This window comes from Myxococcus sp. AM010 (genome assembly GCF_013372585.1).
Lineage (GTDB): Bacteria > Myxococcota > Myxococcia > Myxococcales > Myxococcaceae > Myxococcus > Myxococcus vastator.
Map to the genome: position 1 here is coordinate 1 of NZ_JABXEO010000030.1, position 23,615 is coordinate 23,615.

Consider the following 23,615-nt stretch of genomic DNA (forward strand, 5'->3'; position numbering starts at 1 on the left):
CCCCAGGCCCGCCCCGACTGGAAGTGGCCCCGCCTCCGCGCGCGGCCGGCGCTGGCGTTGTTCGGCTTCTGCCTGCTGCTGGGCCTGTGGATGGGGCTCACGCTGTGCCTCACCATCCTCACGGAGGGCGGCGAGGTGCCGGGGGCCCGTCCCTTCCTCTGGGAAGTCACGGGGGCGCTCGGCGTCTGGGCCGTCCTGCCCATCCTCTACACGGCGGTGCTCAACGCCCCGGGCCCTCGCGTGGGCTGGGCGCGCTTCCTGGGCATCCATGCCGCGGCCTTCGCGCTCTTCACCGGACTGCACACCGCGCTGATGGTGGGGACGCGGCACCTGCTGTACCCACTGCTCGGCTGGGGCACCTATGACGCTGGCGAGCTCGCCTTCCGCATCCCCATGGAGGCGCAGAAGGACCTCATCTCGTACACCGTCACCGCCACGCTGTGGAGCCTCCTCCAGGCCTGGAAGGAGCGTCAGGCGCGGGCGCTGCGCGAGGCGGCGCTGGAAGGCGAGCTGCGCGCGGCCCAGCTCCAGGCCCTCACAGGGCAGCTCCATCCGCACTTCCTCTTCAACGCCCTGAACACCGTCAGCGCGGTGATGTACGAGGACCTCGCGCGCACGGACCGGCTGCTCAGTGATCTGGGCGGGCTGCTGCGCGCCAGCCTGGAGCGGCGCGAGGCCACGTGGACGCTGGCCGAGGAGCGCACCCAGGCCGCGCGCTTCGTGGCGCTGCTGGCCGCGCGCTTCGGAGACCGGGTGACGGTGCGCTGGGACGTGTCCCCCGGACTGGACGGCGCCCAGGTGCCCTGCTTCGCGCTCCAGGCGCTGGTGGAGAACGCGGTGAAGCACAACCAGGACAGGACGGAGCCGCTGGAGGTGCGCATCCGGGCGCGGGTGGACGGCGCCGGGTGGCGGCTGGAGGTGGAGGACACGGGGCGCGGCTTCGGCACGCCCTCGCCCGCGTCCGGCCCCGGCGTGGGGCTGGCGCACCTGGAGCGCATCCTGGCGCTGCTGCATGCGGGGCGTGCGCGGCTGGAGCGGAGCCCCAGCCCCGAAGGCGGCGCGCGCGTGTCGCTGTGGCTGCCCCGGGAGGCCGCGGCATGACGCGCTTCCAGGTGCTGGTGGCCGACGACGAAGCGCCCGCGCGGGCGAAGGTCAAACGCCTGCTGGCGGAGGACGCGCGCTTCGCGCTGGCGGGCGAAGCGACGGACGGCCCGCAGACGTTGCGGCAGGTGAGCGCCCTGCATCCGGACCTGCTGGTGCTCGACGTGCAGATGCCCGGCCTCACCGGCTTCGAGGTGCTGGAGGCCCTGGGCCCGGAGCACTGCCCAGCCGTCATCTTCTCCACCGCGTACGACGCCTTCGCGCTGGCGGCCTTTGAAGCGCAGGCGGTGGACTACCTGCTGAAGCCCTACGACGCGGAGCGCTTCGGCCGGGCGCTCGACAAGGCGCACTCGGCGCTCCGCGGCGGGATGCCGGACACCGCGCGGCTCCAGGCCCTGCTGACGGAGCTGGGGCGGGCCCCCGCGAGCCGCCCCTTGGAGCGGCTGGTGGTGAAGGTGAACGAGGCCTGGGTGCCCCTGCCGCTGGCGGACGTCTGGCGCCTGTCAGCCGAGGACAAGTACGTGCGGCTCTACACGGGCCAGGGAGAGCACCTGGTGCGACAAACCCTCCGCGCCCTGGAGGAGCGGCTGGACTCCTCACGCTTCGTCCGGGTCCACCGGGGCGACATCGTCAACCTGGACGCGGTGGCCCGCCTGGAGCCGTGGAGCCACGGAGACGGAATCCTCGTCCTCAAGGACGGGAGCTCCGTCGTGCTCAGCCGCACCTGGCGTGAAGCGTTCCTCCAGAAGTGGGGACTGGAGGGGTAGGCGGCGCTGCTACAGGCCTGTGGCGGAAACTTGGCTGTGTCAGCCTTGCCTGTAGAGTGGGCGGGCCGCCATGGAGAATGTCCACGAGTTCAGAGAGGGTCGGAAGGTCCACGAGGACCTCGCCGCGGAGCGCGCCGTGCTGGGCGCCGTGCTGGCGGACAACACGCTCATCGCGTCGGTAGGCGAGGTCGTCCACCCAGAGGATTTCTCCAGCCCCGCACACGCCCAGATTTTCGAGGCGATGCTGAAGCTCGACGGCCAGTCGAGACAGGTGGACCACCTGACGCTGGCCGAGGAGCTGAAGGTGCTGGGCCACCTGGTGTCGGTGGGCGGCCCGGCCTACCTGATGCGGCTGGACCAGGTGGTGCCCATCGCGTCCAACGCGGTCCAGTACGCGCAGATCGTCAAGGACCAGGCCATCCGCCGCCGCCTGGCCCAGGCGGGCAGGGAGATCCAGGACCTCGCCAGCCAGGAGACGGGCGAGCTGGAGGTGCTGCTCGACGAGGCCGAGCGCAAGGTGTTCCTCCTCGCGGAGAAGAAGCGCGAGGGCGACCTGCGCCCGGTCAGCGAGCTGATGGAGCATACGCTCGACCTGCTCGACAAGATGAAGGCGGCGGCCACGGGCATCACCGGCCTGTCCACCGGCTACATCGACCTGGACAACCAGCTCACCGGCCTGCACGCCGGCGAGCTCATCATCCTCGCGGCGCGTCCCGGCATCGGCAAGACGTCCTTCGCGATGAACATCGCGGTGCACGCGGCGCTGAAGGAGAACAAGGCCGTCGGCATCTTCAGCCTGGAGATGCCCGCCGACCAGCTGCTGATGCGTCTGTTGGCCTCCACCGCGCGCGTGGACATGAAGAAGCTGCGTGGCGGCCGGCTGTCGCCGCACGACGAGGAGAAGTTCCAGGAGATGGCGGGCGCGCTCTACAACGCGCCCATCTACATTGACGACTCCGGCGGCCTGTCCCCGTTCGACCTGCGCGCCAAGGCCCGCCGCGTGAAGCAGCGCGACCCGCGCCTGTCGCTCATCGTCATCGACTACCTCCAGCTCATGCATCAGAAGGGCAAGGTGGAGAGCCGCCAGTTGGAGGTCGCCGAAATCTCCCGCGCGCTGAAGCAGCTCGCCAAGGAGCTGGAGGTGCCCATCATCGCGCTCAGTCAGCTCAGCCGAAAGGTGGAGGACCGCAAGGGTGGCAAGCCCATGCTGTCCGACCTTCGTGAGTCCGGCTCCATCGAGCAGGACGCCGACGTGGTGATGTTCATCCACCGCGAGGTGGCTGACGACGAAGGCCCTGACGCGCAGCCGGCGCAGCAGTCGAACACCGTCATCCCCGTGGAGCTCATCGTCGCCAAGCAGCGCAACGGCCCCATCGGCTCCATCGACCTGGTGTTCCTGGCCGAGTACACCCGCTTCGAGAGCCGGCTGCGGAGCGAGTAGCGCGGCGCCGCCCTACTCCGTGCCCGTCCTGAGGTAGCGCACCACCAGCGCGCGGGCCGTCCGCACCGCCGTCTCCAGCGTGCGTCCCCTGCCCAGCTCCGTGGCCAGCGCGGAGGCCAGCCGGCACCCGGTGCCCCGGCGTTCGGGAGCGCGCGCCAGCCTCCGGCCTTCCAGCACCCGCACCCGGCCCGGCGTCGCCAGCACGTCCGCCAGCCCCTGCGTGTCCGGCAGGTGCCCGCCCTTCACCAGCACCGCGCCAAAGCCGAATCGGGCCAAGGCCTCTGCCGCCTCGGCGGCGTCAGCCACCGTGCGCGCGACGGGGCGCCCCAGCAGCCAGCCCGCTTCATCCAGGTTCGGCGTGAGCACCACGCGCGGCCCCGCCAGGGCCAGGTAGGCCCGCGCGGACAGGCGCGTCAGCGGCTCGCCCCGGGAGGTGCGCACCACCGGGTCCACCACCCACCACGCCCCCGTGTCCTCCAAGGCCCGCTGCGCGGCCACGAGCTGCGCGCGAGCGGGCACCATGCCGCACTTCACCGCGTGCACCGGCCCCAGCTCGCGCGCGGCGGCCACCTGCGCGGACAGCACGCGCGGCGGAGCAGCCGTCCAGGTGAAGGTGCGGACCCCCTGCGCCGTCTGCGCGGTGGGCACCGCCACCGGCTGCCCCCGCAGCGCGCGCACCGCGGCGACGTCCGCCAGCAACCCCGCCCGTCCCGTGGGCTCCAGCCCGGCCAGCAGGAGGACGCGAGCGCTCACCGGCGGTGCTCGCGCGCCTTCTGCACGAACGCCTTGTAGAGCCCCACGTGCACGGGAATGGACGTGGACATGTATTCGGGGTGCCACTGCACGCCCACGGCGAAGGTGTGCACGGAGGACTCGATGGCCTCCACCACGCCATCGGGCGCCGCCGCGGTAATCGTCACGTCCTTGCCCACGCCGCGCACCGACTGGTGGTGGGTGGAGTTGACCATCAGCTGGCCATGCCCCACCGCCTCCGCCAGCAACGTGCCGCTCTTCACGTCCACCGGGTGCTGCGGGTGGGCGCGGTCCTGCTTCTGCTCGTGCTCGCGAGCCCCCTCCACCTCACGGCCGATGTCCTGGTACAGCGTGCCGCCCAGGATGACGTTGAGCAGCTGCATGCCGCCACAGATGCCCAGCACGGGCATGTTGCGCTTGAGCGCGCCGCGCATGAGCGCCGCCTCGAAGGCGGTGCGCCCTTCCTTCAGCGCCCCCAGGCCCTCGCGCGCATCCTCGCCGTACGCCGACGGAGGGATGTCGAACGCGCCGCCCGTGACGAGCACCCCGGAGATGCGATCCAGGTAGGACTCCACGCAGGCCGGCTCGTCCGAGTACGGCAACACGAAGGGCAGCCCCCCCGCGCGCAGGACGGCGTCCGCGTACGGCACCTTCAGCTCGTAGCGGGCAAAGGGCTGCTCTCCAGCGGGACTCCAGTCCGGGGTGATGCCGATGTTGGGGCGGCGCGGCGCCGGCCCGTGGTGACGCGGATGGTTGTTCATGGAAGCTCCTGGCTTCGAGGCTATGCCCCGGAGCCCCCCTGTTCAAACGCGACCACCAGTCGCCTCACACGCTCGGTGATATCCGCGGCGAGCAGCGCGTCGGACAGCACGGCCGCGCAGTGCGCCCCGGCCGCCGCCACGCTCGTGATGTTCGCCAGCCCTACCCCACCAATGCCCACCACGGGCAGCGGGCTGTCCCGCACCACGGCCGCGAAGGCCGCCAGGCCCAGCACCGGCGCGGGCACCTGCTTCGTCGACGTGGGGAAGAGGGGCCCCAGGCCCACGTAGTCCGCCCCCGCCGCCTGCGCCGCCCGCGCGCCCGCCACGTCTCGCACCGTGACGCCCACCAGACGGCCAGGCCCCAGCAGCGCGCGCGCATCCTGGGCGGGCACGTCTTCATCCCCCACGTGGACGCCGTCCGCGTCCGACAGCAGCGCCAGGTCCACCCGGTCGTTCACCAGGCACAGCGCGCCTCCCCGGCGGCACAGCGCCACCACCCGCCGCGCGGCGGCCAGCGCTTCACGGGCCGGGGTGCGCTTCATGCGCAGTTGCACCACCCGGGCCCCTCCGGCCACCAGGCGAGCCGCCTTGTCCACCAGTGAAACCTCCGGCAGGACGGAGTCGTCACACAGCAGGTAAAGACCGCGGGGAAGGTGCGGGCGGGACGGTGCGTTCATCGGCTCTGGAAGGCGGGACGGCGGCGTTGACAGATGGCCACCCTGCTATAAGGTGCCGCGCTGTTTTCCAAGCAATTCTGAGGATTTGAACCATGGCGGATTCGGCGGACCCGAAGTACCTCGATAAGCGCACCGCGGAGCGGTACGTGCGCTCTGGCCAGCTCGGCGAGGCGGAGTACGAGCGCCATCTCCAGGGCCTGCCCGACGTGGCGGAGAAGTCCGTCCCCGTGGAGACGCACATGCTCGACGACGACGCCGACGACGCCGACGACTTCGACGACGAAGAGGATGACTTCGACGACGAGGACGAAGACGAGGACGACGATACGTCCGACGACAGCGACGAGGCCGAGACCTCCGCCGCCGCGGAGTCGACGGATGGCGACGCCGCCGAGGCCGGTGCGGGCGACGACGAGGCTGAAAGCGACGAGGCGGAGGGCGACGCCGCCGCCGACACCACTTCGAACGAGACCCCCGACGACGAGGGGCCGGTCTCCGCATGAGCGCCGAGGACGGGAAGCGCGGCGAGACCTTCGTGATGCGGGGGGAAGCGCGCTCCGCGTCCGAGGAGTCTATCTCCTTCAGCACCTTCATCGTGGGGCTGGGCACCGCGGTGCTCATCCACCTGGGAGGTGCACCCAATCCTGAAACGGGTCAGACGGCGAAGGACCTGCCGCTGGCCCGGCAGAACCTGGACCTCTTGTCCATGCTGCGCGTGAAGACGCGGGGCAACCTCACGGCCGAGGAAGAGAAGCTCTTCGACGGGCTGCTCGCGGACCTCCGCCTGCGTTACGTGGAGGCGACCAAGCGGTGAAGCACTCTGGAAGGAAGGGCCTGCCCGGCGGCATCCGCTTCGCCGCCATCGTGGGCCTGGTGCTCTCCATCCTCACCGGCTGGGCGGCGCTGATGGAAGCCGTCGAGATGGTGAACTTCTACGAAGCGCGCTCGCTCCGGATGGAGCAGGAGCTGCCTCGGATTCCCGGCGCCCCGGCGCTCGACGCGAAGACGCTCGAGGTCTACTACGCGGCGCTGGAGCCCATGCGGGAGCCCCGCGCGGTGCTGTTGGGCCTGCTGGCCGTGGCCTGCGCCTTCGTCAGCGTGTCCGCGGCGCGCATGCTGAATCCGGAGCACCTGCCCCGCGACGCCATGCGCCGGGTCCTGAGCCGCGCGGCCATCATCGCCGCCGGGCTGCGCACCATCGACGGCGCGCAGATGTCCGTGGCCAAGCAGCGCCTGTTCGCGGCGCTGGCGGAGCCGATGAGCAAGATGCCCGAGTTCCCACCGGACATCACCGTCGAGGCCTCTCGCGAAATCCTGAGCGCGATGGGCGCGGGGAGCGCCATCTTCGGCACCGTGGTGGTGGCGGGCACCTTCGCGTTCCTGGGGCAGTACTTCCGCAGCCAGGGCGTCCGCGAGGCCGTGGCCGTGCAGGACGGGCCGCAGGAGGAGTAGCCCTCCTTTAGAGGGCGTCGGACTCCGGCAGCGTCACCTGGCTGGTCGGCAGCAGGGCCTCCAGGATGGCGGCGCCCTCGGCGTCGCGGTCCTCCAGCGACAGCTCGTGGCTCGGCGCCACGCGCGGCAGCCGCAGCAGTTCCTTGCGCGTCAGGCCGAACACGTAGGCCAGGTGTCCCACCGGCCAGCGCTCCTGCATGTGCTTGAAGGCCGCGTCGTCCATCTGGTCCAGCGGCACCGGGAGCTCCACGTCCTCGTAGACGACCCGCTCACCGCCCACGCGCCGGCCGTTGCCGTACGCGATGACCTGCTCGCCTTCGTCCGGATCGTAGACGTAGGCCTGGACCGCGGCGTTCGCCGCCCGGGACAGCAGCCGGGGGAGCGCATGGTGGGCCGCATACCAGTGCGCGCCCTGCCGCCCCACCGTGAAGGGCGCCACGTACGCCAGACGGACCACCTTGCGGCGCCGGTTGACGGACACCTTCAGCCCCGTCGCGCCCATCGCGCCGTCCAACGCCAGCGCCTCACGCGCCAGCCGGAGCAGCTCCAGGCCGCCGAAGCTTTCGATTCTCAGGAGATATCCGCCGTGCGCTTGCAGTGTCAGCCCCCCAGGGGATTGGGCGCCGCCTATACCCGGCATCATACCCGCTGGCAACTCCCGCACCTTGAAAAGCAGGTGGTTTCCAGGAGGTCAAACAAATTCAGGGCAAGCAAAATCGTCGCGCCGCGTGCGCTGCTTGCCAAGGGGTGTCCGACTCTTACGTTGGAGGCATGCGACTCGACAAGTACACAGTGAAGGCGCAGGAGGCGATCCACGAGGGTCAGAGCCTGGCCCGTCGGGCGGACAATCCCCAGTACGAGCCCGAGCACCTGGCCGCGGCGTTGCTTGGCCAGAAGGACGGCATCGTCGACCCCCTGCTCCGGAAGATTGGGGCGGACGTGAAGCTGTTCGCCGCGCGGCTCGGCGAAGCGCTCCAGAAGCTGCCCCGCATGCAGGGTGGCGAGAGCGCGATGCTCGGCCAGCGGCTGCTCAAGACCTTCGACAAGGCCGAGGACGAGGCCAAGTCCCTCAAGGACGAGTTCATCTCCTCGGAGCACCTGCTCCTGGCGCTCACCCACGACAAGGGCGCGGTGGGTGAGGTGATGAAGTCCTCGGGCGTCACGAGGGAGCGCGTGCTGTCCGGCCTCAAGGACGTCCGCGGCTCCGGGCGCGTGACGAGCCAGGACGCAGAGGCGACCTACCAGGCGCTGGAGAAGTACGGCCGCGACCTCACGGAGGCGGCGCGCTCCGGCAAGCTGGACCCCGTCATCGGCCGTGACGAGGAGATTCGCCGGTGCATCCAGGTGCTGAGCCGGCGCACCAAGAACAACCCGGTGCTCATCGGCGAGCCCGGCGTGGGCAAGACGGCCATCGCGGAGGGGCTGGCGCGGCGCATCGTCGACGGCGACGTGCCGGAGGGCCTGAAGAACAAGCGCCTGGTGTCCCTGGACCTGGGCGCCATGGTGGCCGGCGCGAAGTACCGCGGCGAGTTCGAGGAGCGCCTCAAGGCCGTCCTCAAGGAGATTGCCGACGCCGCGGGCGAGGTCATCCTCTTCATCGACGAGCTCCACACGCTGGTGGGCGCGGGCAAGGCCGAGGGGGCCATGGACGCGGGCAACATGCTCAAGCCGGCGCTGGCCCGCGGCGAGCTGCACTGCATCGGCGCCACCACGCTGGACGAGTACCGCAAGCACATCGAGAAGGACGCGGCGCTGGAGCGGCGCTTCCAGCCCGTCATGGTGGGCGAGCCGAGCGTGCATGACACCATCAGCATCCTCCGCGGCCTGAAGGAGCGCTACGAGGTGCACCACGGCGTGCGCATCCAGGACAACGCCCTGGTGGCCGCCGCCACGCTGAGCCACCGCTACATCGCGGACCGGTTCCTGCCGGACAAGGCCATTGACCTGGTCGACGAGGCCTCCAGCCGCCTGCGCATCGAAATCGACTCCATGCCCACGGAGCTGGACGACGTGCGCCGGAAGATGACGCAGCTCCAGATTGAGCGGGAGGGCCTGCGCAAGGAGACGGACCCGCACTCGCAGGAGCGCCTGGGCCAGATTGAGAAGGAGCTGGCCAACATGAGCGAGAAGTTCAACGCGCTCAAGGTGCACTGGGACGCGGAGAAGGCGTCCATTGGCGCCATCCGCACCCTGAAGGAGAAGCAGGAGAAGGCGAAGAACGACCAGGCCGCGGCCGAGCGTCAGGGGGACCTGAACCGCGCGGCGGAGCTGAAGTTCGGCGTCATCCCCTCGCTCGACAAGGAGCTGAAGGCGCAGAACGAGAAGCTGGCCGAGCTGCAGAAGAACCAGAAGTTCCTCAAGGAAGAGGTCGACGCGGAGGACATCGCCCAGGTGGTGGCCAAGTGGACGGGCATCCCCGTCTCGCGGCTGATGGAGGGCGAGGTCCAGAAGCTGGTCCACATGGAGGACCGGCTGGCGAAGCGGGTGATTGGCCAGCGCAGCGCCATTGAAGCGGTGTCCAACGCCGTGCGCCGCGCGCGCAGCGGACTGCAGGACCCCAACCGCCCCATCGGCTCGTTCATCTTCCTGGGCCCCACGGGCGTGGGCAAGACGGAGACGGCCAAGGCGCTGGCGGAGTTCCTCTTCGATGACGACTCGGCCATGGTCCGCATCGACATGTCCGAGTACATGGAGAAGCACGCCGTGGCCCGGCTGGTGGGCGCGCCGCCGGGGTACGTCGGCTACGAGGAAGGCGGCCAGCTCACCGAGGCGGTGCGCCGGCGGCCGTACACGGTGGTCCTCTTCGACGAAATCGAGAAGGCGCACCACGACGTCTTCAACGTGCTGCTCCAGATTCTGGACGAAGGCCGGCTGACGGACAGCCAGGGCCGCACGGTGGACTTCAAGAACACGGTGCTCATCCTGACGTCCAACATCGGCTCGCAGGACATCCAGGTCGGCATGGCGGGCAAGGAGGAGTTGGACGAGCGCACGCGCAACGAGGTGATGGACGCGCTGCGCGCGCACTTCCGGCCGGAGTTCCTCAACCGCGTGGACGAGGTCGTCCTCTTCGAGCCGCTGCGCAAGAAGGACATCTACCGCATCGTGGACCTGCAGCTGGCGCGGCTGTCCAAGCTGCTGGCCGACAAGCGGCTCACGCTGGAGCTGACGGAGAAGGCGCGGGAGCTGCTCGCCGAGCGCGGCTACGACCCGACGTACGGCGCGCGGCCCCTGAAGCGCGCGGTGCAGAAGAACCTGCTGGACCCGCTGGCCCTCAAGGTCCTCGGCGGCGAGTTCGTCCCGGGCGACCACATCCAGGCGGATGTGGGGCCGGACGGGCTCACCTTCGCCAAGGTGCTGGTGGACACCGCGAAGAACGTGAAGCGCTCGGCCTGAGCCCGGGCGGCCACGGAGGTGTGCCGGGGCCCGGCGTCATGGCTTGACGCCGGGCCGCCTCCGCGCGAAGAGCCCGGCCATGAAGCCCTGGGAGACGCTGGAGCGCGCAGAGGTCCCGGACGTGGGGGAAGTCACCCTGGTCCGGCGCGGAGACGAGTACGTCTTCCGCGTGCGGGGACAGACGCTGATGTCCAGCCGGCAGCACGGCTCCGAGGAGGCGCTGGCGGACGCGGGCTGCGAGGGGCTGGCGGGCCGAAGCGGCGTCCGGGTGCTCGTGGGCGGGCTGGGCTTTGGCTACACCGCCCGGGCCGTGTTGGACCGGCTGGGCCCCGACGCGCGCGTCACGGTGGCGGAGCTGCTCCCCGTGGTGGTGACGTGGAACCGGGGGCTGCTCGCGCCGCTGGCCGGGGCGCCCCTGGAGGACGCGCGCGTCACCGTGGTGGAGCTCGACGTGGGCAAGCACATGGCCCGTCAGTCCGGCGCGTATGACGCCATCCTGCTGGACGTGGACAACGGCCCCACCGCCCTCACCCACCCCGACAACCACGGCCTCTACGGGCGCGTGGGGCTGGCACACGCCGTCCAGGCGCTGCGGCCAGGGGGCGTCCTGGGCGTGTGGAGCGCCGGGCCCTCCCCTGCCTTCGAGCGCCGCATGGAGCAGGCGGGCTTCACCGTCCAGGTGCTGCGCCCGGCGGCCCATGGCACCCAGGGGACGCGGCATACCCTGTTCATGGGCAAGCGGAGGCCCCAGGGACGGCGTTAGGAGGGGCCTCATGATTCCTTTCTCCGTCCTCGACCTCTCGCCCGTCACGCAGGGCTCCACCGCGGCCGACGCGCTCCGGAACACGCTCGACCTGGCGCGGCACGCGGAGGACTGGGGCTTCAAGCGCTTCTGGCTGGCCGAGCACCACAACATGACGGGCATCGCCAGCGCGGCGACGTCCGTGGTCATCGGCTACGTGGCCGGGGGGACGAAGCGCATCCGGGTGGGCTCGGGCGGCGTCATGCTGCCGAATCACGCGCCGCTGGTCATCGCGGAGCAGTTCGGCACGCTGGAGACGCTCTACCCGGGGCGCATCGACCTGGGGCTCGGCCGGGCGCCGGGCACGGACATGCTGACGGCGCGCGCCCTGCGGCGGGACCTGGCGGCGAGCGCGGACACGTTCCCCCAGGACGTCGTGGAGCTGAAGTCCTTCTTCGAGCCCACCGAGCCGGGCCAGCTCATCCAGGCGGTGCCGGGCGCGGGCCTGCGGGTGCCCATCTGGCTGCTCGGCTCCAGCCTGTTCAGCGCGCAGCTCGCGGCGATGCTGGGCATGCCGTTCGCCTTCGCCTCCCACTTCGCGCCGGATGCCCTGCTGCAGGCCCTGGACATCTACCGGGAGCGCTTCAAGCCGTCCGAGTCGCTCGCGCGGCCGTATGCCATGGCGTGCGTGAATGTCTTCGCGGCGGAGACGGACGCGGAGGCACAGCGCCTCTTCACCTCCGTGCAGCAGCAGTTCGTCCGCCTGCGCCGCGGCACACCCGGTCAGCTCCCGCCCCCGGTGGATGACATCGACGCGGTGGCCTCTCCAGCGGACCGCGCGAGCGCGGACCATGCGCTGAAGTACTCCGTCATCGGCGCGCCCGACACCGTCCAGCAAGGCCTGGCGTCCTTCATCCGCCTCACGGGGGTCGACGAGCTGATGGTGACGGGAATGGTCTACGACCACGCCGCGCGGCTGCGCTCCTTCGAGCTGACGGCGCAGGCGCACGCGCGGCTCGCAGCGGCGGAGTAAGCCCGGCGCTCAGGCTTGTAACGGCGCTGGGTACAGCCAACGCCTGTTTGTAACGGGCCGCGCCACACCTCGGCGCGCGTCGCCCCTCTGGCACAGAGGGAGGGCACGCCGCTTTGGGAGTGGCGTGAACGGTGCATTGCAGCGGGGGGGCAACACCCCATCCACAACGCACCGAGGTAGGACATCATGGAGATGAAGATGACGAGCCGCCTGCTGGCAGTCGCGATGCTGAGCGTCGCAGCCGGATGTCAGGGAGGCGAGGCAGAGGACTCCGCGAGCATGGCCGCCGCCGAGTCCGACGCGAAGAGCGGCTGCGTGACGCGCTTCGACGGCGTCACCCACTGCCCGACGGGCGCGGCGGAGCTGAAGGCGACGGAGGCGGGCATCAGCGTCTCCGGGCTGGAGAACGTGAAGTCGGACGGCGTGGCCAGCCGCTTCCAGCGGGCGTCGTCGTGGTCGCAGACGACGGGCATCAACTTCGGCGGCAACCGCGGGGGCCTGCACCTGGCCGCGCGCTCCGGGGACCAGGTGGTCAGCACCCTGCAGGTCAGCGCGGGCCGCGAGCCGGGCTCGGTGCAGGTGACGCCGAACTTCACCGGCGCGCCGGGCGGCTCGAACTACCGGATGAACGTCTACCGTGACGGCCATCTGCAGGGCTCGACGACGAACCCCGCCGCGCAGATGATCATCTTCTACAACTGGTGGGACTTCATCCGTTACCTCGTCGCGCACGCGGACTTCTTCCAGATTGACATCATCATCTGGAAGAACGGCGTGGCGCAGATGGCGGAGCCGTCCAACGTGGGCGCCTGCGGGTGGCGGCTGCGCGCGGATGACCGCGAATTCAAGGTCCAGCTCGCGGACGGCACCACCATCAGCGGTGACGAGGTGGAGTTCATCGAGGAGATTGAGAACGGCCACTACCCGTACAACCTCTTCACGGGGATTGACGTGAACGCCGCCGCGAAGGAGTTCACCATCCTCGGCGAGACGATCGTCGCGGGCAGCAAGTAGGCTGCTTTGCCCGTGCCATACACGGGCAGTTCCCCGGGCAGGGAAGCCGTCCTGCCCGGGGCCCTTCGTGTGGTCCGTTCCATCCCGGGTCTTCTGGAGTCTCTTCGATGAAAGGGCGGCTGTACCTCCTGGGCATCTGTGTCGGAGTCGTCGTGCTCGTCGCCCTGTGGGCGAACACGAACCGGCTGCCACCGCCGCTCGAGCTGGGGGAGCTCGCGGCCAGACTGGAGCCCGGGGAGGAGCTGTCCGGCGGAGCGACCACCGTGCCGGACCCGGGACGGAACGCCTTCGGGCGCTCGCCCATGAACCTGGCGCGCGCCCGCTGGCCCGGGTTCCACGCCGGCAAGCGCATCTTCGACCGCGACTGGACCGACGTGGAGGGACCCGTCCTGGTGGGGCCGCTGTTCAACGCCGCCTCCTGCATGACGTGCCACGTGAAGGACGGACGCGGCCAGCCGCCCGCGTCCCCCCAGGAGACGCCCGTCTCGCTGGCGTTCCAGCTCACGGGACCGGAGGGCCACGGGCCCCATCCCCGCTACGGCGTCCAGCTCGACGTGCGGCACCTGGAGGGAGCGGGCGCGGAGGGCACCGTCGAGGTCCGCTATGACGAGGTGTCCGGCAGGTTCTCCTCGGGGGAGTCCTACACGCTGCTCCGGCCGCGCTACACCTTCGCCGCCCTGACGAAGGGACCGCTCGAGGCCGGGGTCCGCTTCTCGCCGCGCGTCGCGCCGGTGAACTTCGGGCTGGGGCTGCTGGAGGCGGTTCCCGAAGCGGCGCTGCTGGCCCACGAGGACCCGGAGGACCGGAACCAGGACGGCGTCTCCGGCCGGGCGAACCGGGTGATGGACGTGGAGGAAGGCCAGACGCAGCTGGGCCGCTTCGGGTGGAAGGCCAACCAGCCCACGCTCCGTCAACAGGTCGCGCACGCGCTGGTCGCGGACATGGGGTTGACCACGACGCTGTATCCCCGTGAGCAAGGACACGACACGCGGGACGCCGCCGACGCGCCCGAGGTGAGCCCCAAGGATTTGGACTCCCTCCTCTTCTATGCGCGGCTGGTGGCCCCTCCGAAGCGGCGCGACTGGAGCGCGCCCGCCACGCTCCGCGGCAAGGCGGTGTTCGAGGCCATCGGGTGCGGCGGCTGCCACCTCGCCACGCCCTTCGAGACGGCGGAGGTGCCCGGCTTCCCGGAGCTGTCGCACCAGAAAATCTACCCGTACACGGACCTGCTGCTGCACGACCTGGGCGAAGGGCTGGCGGACGGGCGTCCGGACGGGCTCGCCTCCGGCACCGAGTGGCGAACGCCGCCGCTGTGGGGCATCGGGTTGGTGAAGGTCGTGAATGGCCACACCCGCTTCCTGCACGACGGGCGCGCGCGCAACCTGGAGGAGGCCGTGCTGTGGCATGGCGGCGAGGCCGCGCCCGCCCAGGAGCGCTACACGCGCCTGCCGCTCGTGGACCGGCAAGCGCTGCTCACGTTCCTGGAATCGCTCTGAGCGGCCCCACCGCGCGTCACGTCAGGAGGCCGCGACCCCGGAGGCGTCACCGTCCCCGGCGGGACGGCGCATGGGCTGGGCCTTCCCATACGTGAGCGAGCGCCACAGCCACTCCGCGGGCCCGAAGCGGAAGCGCGCCAGCCACAGGTGGCTGAGCACCACCTGCGCGGCGAAGATGACGCAGCAGATGACCACGATGCGCGACGGGGGCAGCTTGCCGATGAAGCCCAGACCCCAGCCGTCATAAATCCAGATGCTCACCGCGGACTGCATCAGGTAGTTCGTCAGCGCCATGCGGCCCACCGGCGTCAGGACCCCCAGCCAGCGGCGCCAGCGCCCCCGCTGGAAGAGCAGCGCGAAGGCCGCCACGTAGGCCGCGCCCATGGCGATGTAGCCCGGCTCCTGCAAGCTGTTGAGGAGCATCATCCAGGGCCCCTGCGGGTCCCACTCCAGCACGCCGGCCTTGCGCAGGCGGTAGAGCACCAGCCCGCTGCCATTGATGACCAGGCCCACGGCCAGGCCCCACCCCAGGATCCGGCGCAGCAGCGCGCGGTGACGCTCCACGTCCTGCAACAGGAGCAGACGCCCCGCCAGCAACCCCAGCAGGAAGCGGCCCAGGATGAGGCTCATCCAGAGCACGCGCCGGAAGCCGCCGCCCATGTTCTCCAGGAAGAAGCGCGCGTTGCCCGCCTGCGCCGTCCAGAACGACTCGCTCGACAGCGCCAGCAGGGTGTCGGCCTTCAAGGCCATGTCCCGGGCCTGGCTGGCCTTCGCCGCCTCGGCCGCGGCCTCCGCGCCGTGCAGCAGGATGGGCGTGTAGCGAATGGCGGCGGGGACCAGGAACGGCATCACCGTGACGAGCCCCAGCGCCCAGAACAGCACCGTGCGGTTGGCGCGGGCGCGGAAGGCCAGCAGCAGGAAGCCCACCATCGCGTAGGTGTGGAGGATGTCGCCCGTCCACAACAGCAGCGCGTGCGCCAGGCCGATGCCGAAGAGCACCAGCAGCCGCCGGCGGAAGAGCGGCACGGCGGAGACGCCCCGAGCCTCCGCGCGGGCGAGCTGGATGGAGAAGCCCAGGCCGAAGAGGAACGAGAAGATGGAGATGAACTTCTGCGTCACGAAGAGCTGGTAGACGGAGCCGACCACCTGCTCCAGCAGCGGGACGTACAGCGCGGACGCGGCCTCCCTGGGCATGAAGGCCCGGCCACTCAGCCACATGAGGCTGTTGGACACGAAGACGCCCCACAGCGCGAAGCCACGCAAGGCGTCCAGCAAGACGACTCGCTCGGAGGCATCCACCGGACGCGCCCCGGGCAGCGCGGCCGCCGCGGGAGAACCAGATTCGGGCATGCGTGAAGCAGACGCGCTCTGCCTCCTTGCCGTCAATCCCACACATCCATGGGCAACGGGCCCCGCGGGCCTGTCCCCTTCCGGAACGTCAGGTGTGCTGTAGTGGCCCCCGTGAAGACCTCCCACCTGCTCCCCCTGCTGCTCCTCTCACTGGCCGCGCCCGGTGGCCTCGTGCGCGCCGCGGAGACACCGCCCGTGCTGGGTGGGCTCGACGCGCTCTACCCCACCCTGGACGCGCTCTACCGCGACCTGCACCAGACGCCGGAGCTGTCCAACCAGGAAGCCAGGACGGCGGCGAAGCTGGCCGAGCGCCTGCGCAAGCTCGGCTTCGAGGTGACACCCAAGGTGGGCGGGCACGGCATCGTGGCCCTGCTGCGCAACGGACCGGGGCCCACGGTGATGCTGCGCGCGGACCTGGACGCGCTGCCCGTCCAGGAGAAGACGGGCCTGCCCTACGCGAGCAAGCAGACGGTGAAGGACGCCGCGGGCACGACGACCTCCGTCATGCACGCGTGTGGCCATGACGTGCACATGACGTCGCTGCTGGGGACGGCCACGCTGCTGGCCCGCGCGAGGGACCGGTGGCGAGGCACGCTGATGCTGGTGGGCCAGCCCGCGGAAGAGGTGGGCGCGGGCGCTCGGCGGATGCTCCAGGACGGCCTCTACAAGCGCTTCCCCAAGCCGGACTTCGCGGTGGCGCTCCACGTCAACACCGCCGCGGCGGGCACGGTGGAGTTCACCCCCGGCTATGCCATGGCCAGCGTGGACTCCGTTGAAATCACCCTGCATGGCAAGGGAGGCCATGGCGCCTATCCCCACACCACCGTGGACCCGGTGGTGATGGCGGCGCGCGTCGTGCTGTCACTCCAGACGCTCGTCAGCCGCGAGAAGAACCCGCTGGAGCCCGCGGTGGTGACGGTCGGCGCCATTCATGGCGGCACCAAGCACAACATCATCCCCGATGACGTGAAGCTCCACCTCACGGTGCGCTCGTACAAGCCCGAGGTCCGCAAGGCCCTGCTGGACGGCATCGAGCGCATCGTCAAGGCGGAGGCCATGGCCTCCGGCGCGCCCCGCCCACCCGACGTCGCCATCACCGAGGGCACGCCCTCCACCTTCAACGACCCCGCGCTCACGCGGCGGCTGGTGGGCGCGGTGTCCCGCGTCCTGGGTGAGAAGAACCTCCAGGAGGCGCCCCCCGTCATGGGCGGCGAGGACTTCTCCGAGTACGGCCGAGCGGGCGTTCCCGCGGTCATGCTCTGGCTCGGCTCCACCGAGCCGCGGCGATACGCCCAGGCGAAGGCCGCGGGGACAGCGTTGCCCTCGATGCACTCGCCCCTCTTCGCGCCGGACCGCGAGCGCACGCTGCGCACGGGCGTCACCACGCTGACCACCGCCGCCCTGGAGCTGCTCGACAAACCGTGAAGGCCGGGAAGCGTGCAGCGCCTTGCACCCGGGCCGCCACCTGCTCGGCGGCGGGGCGCGCGAGACGCCCGCGCTGATTTGACTCAGGGGAATGCGAAACCGTAGACAGGCCTCCTCTCGCATCGCGACAGGATGTCCTCCTTGCTCAATCGCAACCATTCCCTGCGAGCCCTGCTGGGGGCTTCGCTGTGGTGGCTCGTCTCCGGCTGCCAGTCCGAGGCCTTCGTCAGCCACGAAGGCACCGTCCGCAGCGGCACCTCCGTCCCGCTGAGCCTCCAGGTCTCCTTCGGGCCCGGGGAGTCCTCCGCGCGCACCGGCCAGTTGGTGGCCTGCATCGCCCTGCCCGAGGGCTGGCAAGCGCCGGGCGGCAGCTACACCCACGCAGGCGCGGCGGCCACCGCCGCGCGGCCGGGCGCCTCGGAGCTCTCCGCCGAGGCCCGGGCCGCCTGGCCGGTCGACGGCTCCACCTGGCACTGCCTGGTGTCGGAAGACGTGACCACGACGGACCAGGAGGTCCAGGCGGCCGCGCAGCTCACGCTCCCCGTGCCCGCGGTAGCCCAGGGGGCCTACCGGGTGCGGTACCAGAGCGGGTTCCGCGAGGTGACGCCTCCGGACGGAGGGGAGCAGGCTCCGCCCTACCAGCCCACGGACTTCTCGGGGCGACTGGAGCGCCTGCTCCACGTCAACGTGGCCCCCGTCACCACCTTCGACGATTGGCAAGCAGGCGTCGCCACCGGCATCTTGGTGACGCCGTCCGTGACGCACGCCTGGCACGGCAACGGGACGTTCCTGGCGGCCGCCACGGGCAACACGGAGCTGCTGCGTTCCGCAGACGGGCGCCAGTGGACGGGCTTCGTTCCCGTATCCGAGGGGACGACGTCGCCCCTCCCGCTGGAGCGGCTGGTCTACTCCCAGCGCAAGTGGTTCGGCCTGTCGAACGGGCGCATCGTCGTCTCGTCCGACAACGCATTTACCTGGGCCCCCGCCTACCAGGACCCGGCGCCCGAGGGTGAGGCAGAGGGCCGGCGCTTCCTGGAGCTCGCGCTCAGCGGAAACCGGATGGTCGCGGTGGGCACCGCGGGCCTCATCGCCAGCTCCACGGACGGCGTGAGCTGGACCGATGAGAGCATCGACCGCGCCTATGACGTCGTGACGCTGGTACCCGGCCAGAACAGCTTCCTCGCCGTGGCCCACCCGATGGCGGGCGCGCCCTCCCAGCTCCCTGTCCTCGTGCGGCCCCAGGGCGCTGGCGCGGCCTGGGAGGTGTTCCAGCCCCCCACGCTGACCGGGCTCACCATCGCCCAGCTCGCCGCCGGCAATGGCCGCTTCCTCGCCTTCGCCCGGCCCCACCAGGCGCCTCCGCCGCCCCTGGCGCCCCAGGCGGAGGAGCCGGCGAGCGGCTTCTTCCTCTCCGAGGACCTCGGGAGCACCTGGACGCGCGTGGAGACCCTCCAGCTTCCCGCTGACGCGCCGTCGCCCACCCCGCTCATGACGTTCGTGGACCAGAGCTTCGTCGTCAGCTGGACGGCCGTCGACCCGCAGGCCGTGGAAGTACTGCCCTCGTTCGAGCTGCAGGTGTCGGCGGATGGCAAGGTGTGGACGGCGCACCCGACGGGCGCGGGCGGCAACTATGCGTCCACGGCCTTCGCCTCGGGCGAGACGTCGGTGGTCGCGGTGAGCCAGCGCCGCCTGCTGGTGGCCGCGCGCCGCCCCTGGCCGCTGCCCGAACTCCTCACGGAGACGCTGCCCCCGTTCCGGCTGGGCACGGCCGCCAACGTGGCGCTCAGCACGCGCGGCTCGGGAACCCTGACGTTCGAGCTGGAGGGCACGCTGCCCTCGGGCCTGACGTTCACTCCCACGACGGGCACCTTCACCGGCACGCCCGCGCAGTCCGGCAGCACCGCCGTCACCGTCCGGGTTCGCGACGCGCGCGGCGGTGTGGCGGCGCGCACGTACAGCGTGGACGTGGTCGGCACGCTGAGCATCTCCAGCGACGCGCTCGCGTCCGCGACCCAAGGCACCGCGTATGAGGCGCGCTTCACCGTCCAGGGCGGCCGGGCGCCGTATACGTGGAGCCTGGGCGGCGGCACCGTGCCCGGGGGCCTGACGCTTCAGCAGCGCGACGGCGCCTATGTGCTGAGCGGGATTCCGACCGCCAGCGGCACCTTCCCGCTGACGGTGCGGGTGACGGACTCTGCGAACCAGACGGCGGAGCGGAGCGTGTCGCTGCAGGTCGCGCCCACGCCTCCTCCGACGGAGGACAAGGGCGACGCGCCCAGCGGCTGTGGTTGCAGCGGCGGCGGCGCGGGCGTCCAGGCCCTGGGGCTGGCGGCGCTGGCGCTGCTGGGCCGGGCCCGCCGCAAGCGCTGACTTTGTGAGGCCCTGACGTCCTCTCCTCCCAGGAGGGGGCGTCAGGCCAACGGGCCCCTATCCCTTCTTCGGGATGTAGCGGGCTCGCGCCGCGGCGATGCGGGGCATGCTGTCCTCAATCCACTCCGCGAGCGACTCCACGCGCGTGGCGACCTCCTCCCCCAACGGCGTGAGGCTGTAGTCCACGTGCGGCGGAATCACCGGGTGGACCTCACGAAGCACGAAGCCGTCCTGCTCCAAGGCCTGGAGCGTCTGCGACAGCATCTTCTCGCTCACGCCCGCCACCTTCCGGCGCAGCTCGCTGAAGCGGTGCGTGCCCTCCAACAGCGCAATCAACACCAGCACACCCCAGCGGCTCGTCACGTGGTCGAGCACGCCTCGTGAGGGGCAGGCGGGCGCGTAGAGGTCGCCGCGCTCCACCGCCTGTTTCGCCATCATCCGGGCCAACCGCCCCGTCCGCTTGTTCGCAGCCATGCCAGTAACTTACCCCAAGGTAGGTACTTACGAAAAGTTAGCGACGCCGTTACGTTGCTCCCGCGTTTGGAGAAACCCTCCACGCCAGGAGAAGAGCACCCATGATTCTTGTCACCGCAGCAACGGGGAAGCTGGGGCGTCTGGTCGTCGCCGGCCTGCTCGAGAAGGTCCCCGCCAAGGACATCGCCATCGCCGTGCGCGACCCGAGCAAGGCCTCCGACCTGGCGGCCCGGGGCGTCCAGGTCCGGCAGGCGGACTACAGCAAGCCCGAGACGCTGGGGCCCGCGTTCGCCGGTGTGGACAAGATGCTCCTGATTTCGTCCAGCGAAGTCGGTCAGCGCGCGGTGCAGCACCAGGCCGTGGTGGACGCCGCGAAGGAGGCGGGCGTCCGGCTGCTTGCGTACACCAGCATCCTGCGCGCGGACACCTCCGGCATGGCGCTGGCCACCGAGCACAAGGCGACCGAGGAAGCGATTCGCGGCTCTGGCCTCCCCTTCGTCTTCCTGCGCAACGGCTGGTACACGGAGAACTACACGGAGAACCTGGCGCCCGCGCTGGCGCATGGGGCCCTCATCGGCAGCTCGGGCCAGGGGCGCATCGCCGCGGCCACCCGGGCAGACTACGCCGCCGCCGCGGTGGCCGTGCTCACGGGCACGGGCCATGAGGACAAAGTCTACGAGCTGGCGGGCGACTCCGCCTTCACCGCCGCCGAGCTGGCCGCCGAGGTGTCCCGCCAGGCGGGCAAGACGGTCGTCTACAAGGATTTGTCCCAGGCCGACCATGCCGGCGCGCTCATCGGCGTGGGCGTCCCCGCGGCCTTCGCCGAGGTGCTGGCGAACTCCGACGCGGGGGCGGCGCGCGGAGAGCTGAACGACAGCTCCGGCGATTTGCGCCGGCTCATCGGGCGGCCCACGACGCCGCTCGCGGACGCGGTGGCGGCGGCCGTCAAACGCTGAGCCCGACGCACCGTCATGACGACCCGGCCCGCGTGGACGCGCGGGCCGTCAGTTGCCCAGCCGCGTCAGCAGCCACTCCCGGACGTAGGCCCAGTCGCGCTTCACGGTGACGGGCGACACGCCCAGCACCGCGGCGGTGTCCAGCAGGTCCAGCCCCACGAAGTAGCGCAGCTCCAGCATGCGCGCGAGCCGCGGCTGGAACGTGTCCAGCTCCGAGAGCGCCCGGTCCAGCTCCAGCACCTCCATGCTCAAGCCCGCTGGGACATCCGCCTCCACGTCCCCCAGGCTCACCCGCTCCAGCCGGGCCTCGCGGACCTGCGCCCGGCGCAGCCGCGCCCGGTCCACCATCACCCGCCGCATGGCCTGCGCCGCGGCGCTGAAGAAGTGACGGCGCGCCTCCAGCGGGGCCCCCGCGCTGAACAGACGCAGCCAGGCCTCCTTCACCAACACGGCGGGTTGCAGCGACGGCGTCGCGTCCGCATCGGACACGGCCCGCTGAGCCATGTCCCGCAGCTCCTGGTAGGCCGCCGCCATCAACGCATCCCGCGCGCCCTGCTCGCCCTTGCGCGCGTGGTCCAGTAGCTCTGTCAGCTCCGACATGCCCACATTCACCTCCAGGCCAGACGGGTCCGCCGCCCCCACAGAAACTACGCTCTCAACGAGAAAACTTGGAAAACTGGGGCAGATACCCCTCACGGCGCAACAATGTCCCCGACCGGAGGGGTTGGGAGACGACAGAGGCCTACAGCGTGAGGCGTTCACCCGCTGACGTCGGGCCGTGGCGCGTCCCTCACGGCCCCAGCGACAGCAGCCGCTCCACCGCCGCGCGCACGTCGCGCAGCAGCGCCGGGTCCGTCACCGCGACGAAGATGGTGTCGTCCCCCGCCACCGTGCCCGCGAGCCCCGGCAGCTCCCGCTCCTTGTCCAACGCCAGCGCGAGCACCGGCGCGAACCCCGGCGACGTCCGAATCACCAGCAGGTTGGGCGGCGCCTCCAGGATGGTGACGCGGGGCCGCTCCGGCATCACCGCGGGCGTGGCCGGCGCGCGCTGATAGCGCCCACCCACCTTCAACACGCCCAGCTTCTTCAGCCGCCGCGACAGCGTTGACTGGCTCGGCGCCTGGCCCTCTGCGTCCAAAAGCTGCTGCAGCACGGCCTGATCGCCGATCTCCCGCTCGGCGATGAGCCGCAGGATGGCCTCGTCCAGATTCATTCCCACCAACATGCATCCCCGTGAATATTCATGCAAGAACATGCATGCGCTTGTTGCGAATAATACGCTTGCGCGGCGCGTCTTTCTGCATAATATCCGCCGCCTTTTCGCGGCAATGCACGCGTTTTCACGCATATTCATCACGAATATGCAGGCAGCCGCTGCCGGGGAGGACAGGCCCATGAAGCACGTCACGCACATCAAGGATCTGGGGCCCGAGGGCGTGGAGGCGGTGCTCGCGCAGGCGGCCGCGTGGAAGCAGAAGGGCCCGGAGCACGCGCTCTTCGCCAACACGCTGCTGGGGATGGTGTTCTTCAACCCGTCGCTGCGCACGCGCACCTCGTTCGAGGCCGTCATGCTGCGTGGCGGTGGCAACGCCATCATCCTGGACGTGGGCGCTGGCGTCTGGAAGCTGGAGCACCGCGAAGGCGCGGTGATGAACGCGGACCGGGCCGAGCACCTCAAGGAGGCCGCGCCCGTCCTGTCGCGCTTCGTGGACGTGCTGGGCGTGCGCACCTTCTCGCAGGGTGGCGGTGACGAGGAGGACGAGCTGGACCCCGTCATCAACGCGTTCCGCAAGTGGTCCACCGTGCCGGTGGTGAGCATGGAGTCCGCGCGCGAGCACCCCTGCCAGGGCCTGGCGGACCTGCTGACGCTGCGCGAGACGTTCGGCGGCACGAAGAAGCTGCCGGTGACGCTGACGTGGGCGCCGCACATCAAGCCGCTGCCGAAGGCCGTGCCCAACTCCTTCCTGTTGAGCGCGGCGGCGGCGGGCTGTGAGATTCGCGTGGCCCACCCTCCCGGGTTCGACCTGCACCCGGCCGTCCGCGCCGAGGCGGAGGCGTATGCCAAGGCCACGGGCGGCAGCGTCACCTATACGCACGACCAGGACGAGGCCCTGGCCGGCAGCCGCGCCGTCTACGCCAAGTCGTGGGGCCCCACGGCCGCGGCGGCGTTTTCGCCCAATGACGTCAACGCGCTGCTCGCGTCCTACTCCGGTTGGATGCCCACCCGCCTGACGATGTCGCGCGCGCAAAAAGACGCGGCCTTCCTCCACTGCCTGCCCGTGCGCCGGAACGTGGAGGTGGCCGATGAGGTCCTGGACCATCCGAGCAGCCGCGTCGTGGACGAGGCCGGCAACCGCTACCACGTCCAGCGGGCGCTGCTGCACTGGCTGCGTTCGCGCTGAGCGGT

The 23,615-nt window shown here is 70.8% G+C and carries 23 protein-coding genes; 15 read left to right on the forward strand and 8 right to left on the reverse strand.

Going from position 1 to position 23,615, the window contains the following annotated elements; all coding sequences use genetic code 11:
* The 3 genes from HV826_RS15940 to dnaB form a co-directional block, all read left to right on the forward strand.
* Positions 1–1,101: sensor histidine kinase (locus HV826_RS15940; protein WP_176417882.1), on the forward strand; the 1,101-nt coding region annotated here is incomplete at its 5' end.
* A complete protein-coding gene (locus HV826_RS15945; RefSeq protein ID WP_176417883.1) occupies positions 1,098–1,868 on the forward strand; it encodes a LytTR family DNA-binding domain-containing protein in 771 nt (256 codons plus the stop codon). The genes HV826_RS15940 and HV826_RS15945, both read left to right, overlap by 4 nt.
* Before the next feature lie 70 nt (positions 1,869–1,938).
* A complete protein-coding gene (dnaB, locus tag HV826_RS15950; RefSeq protein ID WP_176417884.1) occupies positions 1,939–3,309 on the forward strand; it encodes a replicative DNA helicase in 1,371 nt (456 codons plus the stop codon).
* 12 nt (positions 3,310–3,321) lie between these two features.
* Here dnaB and HV826_RS15955 read toward each other — a convergent pair whose 3' ends face one another.
* From HV826_RS15955 to thiE, 3 genes are read right to left on the reverse strand one after another with little or no spacing between them, the layout of a single operon-like run.
* Positions 3,322–4,062, reverse strand: a complete 741-nt coding sequence (locus HV826_RS15955) for a bifunctional hydroxymethylpyrimidine kinase/phosphomethylpyrimidine kinase (protein ID WP_176417885.1) — start codon at positions 4,060–4,062, stop codon at positions 3,322–3,324.
* On the reverse strand, positions 4,059–4,823 hold the full coding sequence (locus HV826_RS15960; RefSeq protein ID WP_176417886.1) for a gamma-glutamyl-gamma-aminobutyrate hydrolase family protein: 765 nt from the start codon (positions 4,821–4,823) through the stop codon (positions 4,059–4,061). The genes HV826_RS15955 and HV826_RS15960 overlap by 4 nt, the downstream gene beginning before the upstream one ends.
* A gap of 20 nt (positions 4,824–4,843) precedes the next feature.
* Complete coding sequence (gene thiE / locus HV826_RS15965) at positions 4,844–5,500, reverse strand: thiamine phosphate synthase (protein ID WP_176417887.1); 657 nt, start codon at positions 5,498–5,500, stop codon at positions 4,844–4,846.
* Positions 5,501–5,592: 92 nt separating this feature from the next.
* On the opposite strand from thiE, the gene HV826_RS15970 reads away from it, so the two are divergent.
* From HV826_RS15970 to HV826_RS15980, 3 genes are read left to right on the forward strand one after another with little or no spacing between them, the layout of a single operon-like run.
* Positions 5,593–6,003, forward strand: a complete 411-nt coding sequence (locus HV826_RS15970) for an RNA polymerase subunit sigma (RefSeq protein WP_176417888.1) — start codon at positions 5,593–5,595, stop codon at positions 6,001–6,003.
* A complete protein-coding gene (locus HV826_RS15975; protein WP_176417889.1) occupies positions 6,000–6,314 on the forward strand; it encodes a DUF1844 domain-containing protein in 315 nt (104 codons plus the stop codon). Before HV826_RS15970 ends, HV826_RS15975 begins: the two co-directional genes overlap by 4 nt.
* A complete protein-coding gene (locus HV826_RS15980) occupies positions 6,311–6,952 on the forward strand; it encodes a hypothetical protein (protein ID WP_176411331.1) in 642 nt (213 codons plus the stop codon). The genes HV826_RS15975 and HV826_RS15980 overlap by 4 nt, the downstream gene beginning before the upstream one ends.
* Positions 6,953–6,959: 7 nt before the next feature.
* Here HV826_RS15980 and HV826_RS15985 read toward each other — a convergent pair whose 3' ends face one another.
* On the reverse strand, positions 6,960–7,595 hold the full coding sequence (locus HV826_RS15985) for a hypothetical protein (RefSeq protein WP_255207842.1): 636 nt from the start codon (positions 7,593–7,595) through the stop codon (positions 6,960–6,962).
* A 128-nt stretch (positions 7,596–7,723) separates the two neighbouring features.
* Between HV826_RS15985 and clpB the strand changes: the two genes are divergently transcribed.
* From clpB to HV826_RS16010, 5 genes are all read left to right on the forward strand, one after another.
* Positions 7,724–10,348 carry an ATP-dependent chaperone ClpB gene (gene clpB / locus HV826_RS15990; RefSeq protein WP_176417890.1) on the forward strand — a complete coding sequence of 875 codons (2,625 nt, stop codon included), beginning with the start codon at positions 7,724–7,726 and terminating at the stop codon, positions 10,346–10,348.
* A 79-nt stretch (positions 10,349–10,427) separates the two neighbouring features.
* On the forward strand, positions 10,428–11,111 hold the full coding sequence (locus HV826_RS15995; RefSeq protein WP_176417891.1) for a hypothetical protein: 684 nt from the start codon (positions 10,428–10,430) through the stop codon (positions 11,109–11,111).
* Between the two features lie 10 nt (positions 11,112–11,121).
* Positions 11,122–12,123 carry an LLM class flavin-dependent oxidoreductase gene (locus HV826_RS16000; RefSeq protein WP_176417892.1) on the forward strand — a complete coding sequence of 334 codons (1,002 nt, stop codon included), beginning with the start codon at positions 11,122–11,124 and terminating at the stop codon, positions 12,121–12,123.
* 186 nt (positions 12,124–12,309) lie between these two features.
* Positions 12,310–13,137: a hypothetical protein gene (locus tag HV826_RS16005; RefSeq protein ID WP_176417893.1), complete on the forward strand. Its 828-nt coding sequence runs from the start codon at positions 12,310–12,312 to the stop codon at positions 13,135–13,137.
* A 107-nt stretch (positions 13,138–13,244) separates the two neighbouring features.
* A complete protein-coding gene (locus HV826_RS16010) occupies positions 13,245–14,633 on the forward strand; it encodes a di-heme oxidoredictase family protein (RefSeq protein ID WP_176417894.1) in 1,389 nt (462 codons plus the stop codon).
* 21 nt (positions 14,634–14,654) lie between these two features.
* Here the strand turns inward: HV826_RS16010 and HV826_RS16015 are convergent, their stop codons facing one another.
* Complete coding sequence (locus tag HV826_RS16015) at positions 14,655–15,983, reverse strand: DUF418 domain-containing protein (RefSeq protein ID WP_176417895.1); 1,329 nt, start codon at positions 15,981–15,983, stop codon at positions 14,655–14,657.
* Positions 15,984–16,094: 111 nt separating this feature from the next.
* Between HV826_RS16015 and HV826_RS16020 the strand changes: the two genes are divergently transcribed.
* On the forward strand, positions 16,095–17,408 hold the full coding sequence (locus tag HV826_RS16020) for an amidohydrolase (protein ID WP_176417896.1): 1,314 nt from the start codon (positions 16,095–16,097) through the stop codon (positions 17,406–17,408).
* Positions 17,409–17,540: 132 nt separating this feature from the next.
* Positions 17,541–19,778 (forward strand): Ig domain-containing protein, encoded by a 2,238-nt coding sequence (locus HV826_RS16025; protein ID WP_176417897.1) that lies wholly within the window; start codon positions 17,541–17,543, stop codon positions 19,776–19,778.
* Positions 19,779–19,835: 57 nt separating this feature from the next.
* Here HV826_RS16025 and HV826_RS16030 read toward each other — a convergent pair whose 3' ends face one another.
* Positions 19,836–20,252: a helix-turn-helix domain-containing protein gene (locus HV826_RS16030; RefSeq protein WP_176417898.1), complete on the reverse strand. Its 417-nt coding sequence runs from the start codon at positions 20,250–20,252 to the stop codon at positions 19,836–19,838.
* A gap of 101 nt (positions 20,253–20,353) precedes the next feature.
* On the opposite strand from HV826_RS16030, the gene HV826_RS16035 reads away from it, so the two are divergent.
* The gene (locus HV826_RS16035) at positions 20,354–21,208 is read left to right on the forward strand and encodes an SDR family oxidoreductase (protein WP_176417899.1); all 855 of its coding nucleotides are present in this window, start codon (positions 20,354–20,356) and stop codon (positions 21,206–21,208) included.
* A 48-nt stretch (positions 21,209–21,256) separates the two neighbouring features.
* Here HV826_RS16035 and HV826_RS16040 read toward each other — a convergent pair whose 3' ends face one another.
* Positions 21,257–21,808 (reverse strand): sigma-70 family RNA polymerase sigma factor, encoded by a 552-nt coding sequence (locus HV826_RS16040; protein WP_176417900.1) that lies wholly within the window; start codon positions 21,806–21,808, stop codon positions 21,257–21,259.
* Between the two features lie 190 nt (positions 21,809–21,998).
* The gene (locus HV826_RS16045) at positions 21,999–22,433 is read right to left on the reverse strand and encodes an arginine repressor (protein ID WP_176417901.1); all 435 of its coding nucleotides are present in this window, start codon (positions 22,431–22,433) and stop codon (positions 21,999–22,001) included.
* Positions 22,434–22,602: 169 nt separating this feature from the next.
* On the opposite strand from HV826_RS16045, the gene HV826_RS16050 reads away from it, so the two are divergent.
* Positions 22,603–23,610, forward strand: a complete 1,008-nt coding sequence (locus tag HV826_RS16050; protein ID WP_176417902.1) for an N-acetylornithine carbamoyltransferase — start codon at positions 22,603–22,605, stop codon at positions 23,608–23,610.
* Positions 23,611–23,615 lie beyond the last annotated feature (5 nt).